This window comes from Amycolatopsis sp. NPDC003861 (assembly GCF_053605405.1).
The window spans coordinates 1-4,079 of record NZ_JBSGJD010000438.1 but is presented as its reverse complement, the minus strand read 5'-3'; the positions used below and the strand labels follow the sequence as shown (position 1 = coordinate 4,079).

3 protein-coding genes are annotated in these 4,079 nt (G+C 70.3%); 1 reads left to right on the top strand and 2 read right to left on the bottom strand.

Annotation, left to right across the window (positions count from 1 at the left end; genetic code table 11):
* Together ACWEVN_RS46880 and ACWEVN_RS46875 are read right to left on the bottom strand one after the other, a co-directional pair.
* On the bottom strand, positions 1-1,190 hold a 1,190-nt coding region (locus tag ACWEVN_RS46880; RefSeq protein WP_452055584.1), incomplete at its 3' end, for a carboxyl transferase domain-containing protein.
* 127 nt (positions 1,191-1,317) lie between these two features.
* Positions 1,318-2,088 carry an SGNH/GDSL hydrolase family protein gene (locus ACWEVN_RS46875; RefSeq protein ID WP_449686519.1) on the bottom strand — a complete coding sequence of 257 codons (771 nt, stop codon included), beginning with the start codon at positions 2,086-2,088 and terminating at the stop codon, positions 1,318-1,320.
* Positions 2,089-2,405: 317 nt separating this feature from the next.
* Between ACWEVN_RS46875 and ACWEVN_RS46870 the strand changes: the two genes are divergently transcribed.
* Entirely contained in the window at positions 2,406-4,004 is a 1,599-nt protein-coding gene (locus tag ACWEVN_RS46870; RefSeq protein WP_452055583.1) for a cellulase family glycosylhydrolase, read from the top strand.
* Positions 4,005-4,079 lie beyond the last annotated feature (75 nt).

Below are 4,079 nucleotides of genomic sequence, written 5' to 3'. Positions count from 1 at the left end.
GCGCCGTGCTTGGCGATGCCGCCCGCCTCGTACGCGCGCCCGACCATGAAGCCGGTGATGTTCTGCAGGAACAGCAGCGGGATCGAACGCTTGTCGCACAGCTCGATGAAGTGCGCGCCCTTCATCGCCGACTCGGCGAACAGGACGCCGTTGTTCGCGATGATGCCGACCGGGTGGCCGTGGATCCGGGCGAACCCGGTGACCAGGGTGGCGCCGTACTCCTTCTTGAACTCGGCGAACCGGCTGCCGTCGACGATCCGGGCGATCACCTCGCGCACGTCGTAGGGCACGCGCGGGTCGGTCGGCACGACGCCGTACAGCTCGGCCGGGTCGACGGCGGGCGCTTCGGTCGGCAAGACGTCCCACGGACGCGGGGTGCGCGGCCCGAGCGTCGAGACGATCGACCGGACGATCCGCAGCGCGTGGGCGTCGTCGTCGGCCAGGTGGTCGGTGACGCCGGACTGCCGGGCGTGGACGTCGCCGCCGCCGAGCTCCTCGGCCGTGACGACCTCGCCGGTCGCCGCCTTCACCAGCGGCGGGCCGCCGAGGAAGATGGTGCCCTGGTTCCGGACGATCACGGCCTCGTCGCTCATCGCCGGGACGTACGCGCCGCCCGCGGTGCACGAGCCGAGCACGGCGGCGATCTGCGGGATCCCGCGCGCGGACATCGTCGCCTGGTTGTAGAAGATCCGGCCGAAGTGTTCACGATCCGGGAAGACCTCGTCCTGCCGGGGCAGGAACGCGCCGCCGGAGTCCACCAGGTAGACGCAAGGCAGGTTGTTGTGGAGGGCGACCTCCTGGGCGCGCAGGTGCTTCTTCACCGTCAACGGGTAGTAGGTGCCACCCTTGACGGTGGCGTCGTTGGCGACGACCACGCACTCCCGGCCCGAGACCCGCCCGACGCCGGTGATGATGCCCGCCGACGGCGCTTCGTCGTCGTACAACCCATTGGCCGCCAGCGGGGACAGCTCGAGGAACGGCGAACCCGGATCGAGCAGCGTGTCGACGCGGTCGCGGGGCAGCAGCTTGCCGCGCTCGACGTGCCGCGTGCGGGCCTTCTCCGGCCCGCCCAGCCGCGCGGCCGCCAAGCGTTTGCGGAGGTCTTCGACCAGCTCCGCGTGTGACGTGGCGTTGCGGGCGTAGGCCTCGCTGTCCGGGGCAGCCGTAGTCCCCAGTGCCGGCGTGTCCATGGGCTCCCTCGAAGTTAGCGGGCGTTAACCTCCGCTCCGATGTTAGCGACCGCTAACGTGGGTGTCCAGTCGCCGGATGGCGCGAACGGCCACCCCGGCGGACCGGGGTGGCCGTCTCGGGCTCCGCTCAGCCAATCGCCGCCCGCAGCGGGGCGTAGTAGCCGCCCGACTGCCCGGCCGCGGTCGGGTGGTAGGACTCGATCACCGGCCAGGTCAGGCTGTGCAGGTAATCGTCGGCCGACGAGCAGATGTTGTGCCCGGCGAACGACGGCCGCACGTCGACGAAGGTCGCGCCCGCCGAGCCCGCCCGCGACTGGATCACCGACGCGAGCGCGTCGGCACCCGAATTGATCGCGGACCGCTTGGTGTCGCTCAACCCCACCCAGCAGGAGCCGGGCACGGTGTAGAAGCGCGGGTAGGACAGGACGACGAGCCGAGCGCCCGGCGCCTTGGCCTTGATCGCGTTGTAGGTGTTGGTCAGCAGGGCCGGCAGCGTGTTGTTGACGTACGTCTTGGCCGTGTTGACGCGGTTCACGCAGTCGGAGTCACTGCCCAGGGTGCAGGTGGTGATGACGTCGGTGAACCCGGCGTCGTTCCCGCCGACGGTCACCGTGACGAGCGTGGCCGACGAGGGGATCGAGTTCGCCTGGTTGATCACGTCCCCGGTTTTCGCGCCCGAGCAGGCGAGGAACGTGAACGAGGTGCCGCTGTGGGCGTTGGCCCACAGCTGGGAGTAGGCCTTGGAGCTGCGGTAACAGCTCCCGGAACTGCCGTAGCTGCCGGCCCCGACCCCGGAGGAGTAGGAGTCGCCGAGCGCGGCGTAGACGGTCCCGGCGGCCTGGGCGAGGCCCGTGACGCCGAGAGAGGCAAGGACGACGGCCCCCAGGGCCGTGCTCAACCGTAGAAGGGATCGCCTGAAATTACGGGTGGGAACAGCCATGGGTCACTCCTTTGTGACAGGGCCGACCCAAATAGGACAGCAGGTGAAGGGCTGGCGAGGAACCCCTAGTTACCGGTAGGTACCCACTTAGCCCACACCGGAAGTGTGAAACGTCAGCGATCCGTCAGCCGCGCAAGATCGGCAGGTCGCCCCGGGTGGGTTACCCCCAGCCGGACGACGGGCGGGGTTCGCGCTGTGCCCTTGACACCGGGACCGCGTTCGCTAACCTCGTCTGGGAGCGCTCCCAGGATGACGTATTGCTCAAAGGAGAGCAGATGACGCAGTGGAGAAAAGCGTTCGGCGTGCTGGCCGCGGCCGTGGTGGCCGCGAGCGGGCTGGTGGCCTTCGGCGCGACCGGCCAGGTCGCGGCGGCGGCCGGCGGTACGGGCGCCGGGTACCTGCACACCAGCGGCAACAAGATCCTGGACAGCACGGGCGCGACGGTTCGGCTGACCGGCATCAACTGGTTCGGGATGGAGACCGACAACAAGACCTTCCACGGCCTGTGGTCCAGCCGGACCTGGCGCCAGCAGCTCGACCAGATGGCCCAGCTGGGCTACAACACCCTGCGCGTGCCGTTCTCCGACGACGCGCTGAAGCCCGGGGCCACGGCCACCGGCATCAACGACTACACCAACCCCGACCTGATCGGGCTGTCCCCGCTGCAGATCCTCGACAAGGTGATCGGCTACGCGGGGACGAAGGGGATGCGCGTCATCCTCGACCGGCACCGGCCGACCAGCGCGGGGCAGACCGCGCTCTGGTACACCGCCGGTGTCCCGGAAAGCACCTGGATCAACGACTGGAAGACGCTCGCCCAGCACTACGCGGGCAACACCACGGTCATCGGCGCGGACCTGCACAACGAGCCGCACGCCGAGGGCACCAACCCGGCCGCGACCGGCGCGTGCTGGGGCTGCGGTGACACCGCCCGCGACTGGCGGCTGGCCGCCGAACGCGCCGGCAACGCGATCCTGGCCGTGCAGCCGAACTGGCTGATCTTCGTCGAGGGCGTGAGCTGCCCGAGCGGCGGGCTGTCGAACGTGTGGGACGGCGACCCGTCCAACGACGAGGACTGCGGCTGGTGGGGCGGGAACCTGTCGAAGGCGGGCGAGTTCCCGGTACGCCTGTCGGTCGCCAACCGGGTGGTGTACTCCCCGCACGAGTACGCCACGTCGGTCTACAACCAGCCGTGGTTCAGCGCTCCCGACTACCCGGCGAACCTGACGGCGATCTGGGACCACTACTGGGGCTACCTGTACAAGCAGAACATCGCGCCGCTGATGATGGGCGAGTTCGGCACCACGCTGGCGAACCCGGTCGACAAGGTGTGGCTGGAAAAGCTGATGGCCTACACCGGCACCGGCGTCAACGGCATCTCGTTCACCTACTGGTCGTGGAACCCCAACTCCGGGGACACCGGGGGCATCCTCAACGACGACTGGACCACGGTCAACCAGGCGAAGCAGAGCATCCTCCAGCCGTACCTGATCCCGCCCACCGGCGGCGGCCCGGACCCGACGACGACCACCCCCACCACCACGACGACCGGCGGCGGCACCGGCGGGTGCAAGACGGCGTGGAAGCTGGACAACTCCTGGCAAGGCGGCTTCCAGGGCACGTTGACCGTCACCAACACCGCGACGAGCGCCGCCAACCCGTGGACGGTCGTGTTCACCCTGCCCGCCGGGGCGACCGTCGTCAGCGGCTGGAACGGCACCTTCACCCAGGCCGGCGCCACGGTCACGGTGAGCGCGCCGACCTACAGCCCGTCCCTGGGCGCGGGAGCGGCGGTGGCGCTCGGTTTCACCGCCAACGGCCCGTCGGGCACCCCTTCGGCCGTCAAGCTCGGCGCGGCGGCCTGCACCACCTGACCGGCCCCCGGCTGCGGTGGCCCCCCCGCCCCCCACCCCCGGGGGGCCCCCCCCCCCCCCCGCGGGGGGTCGGGC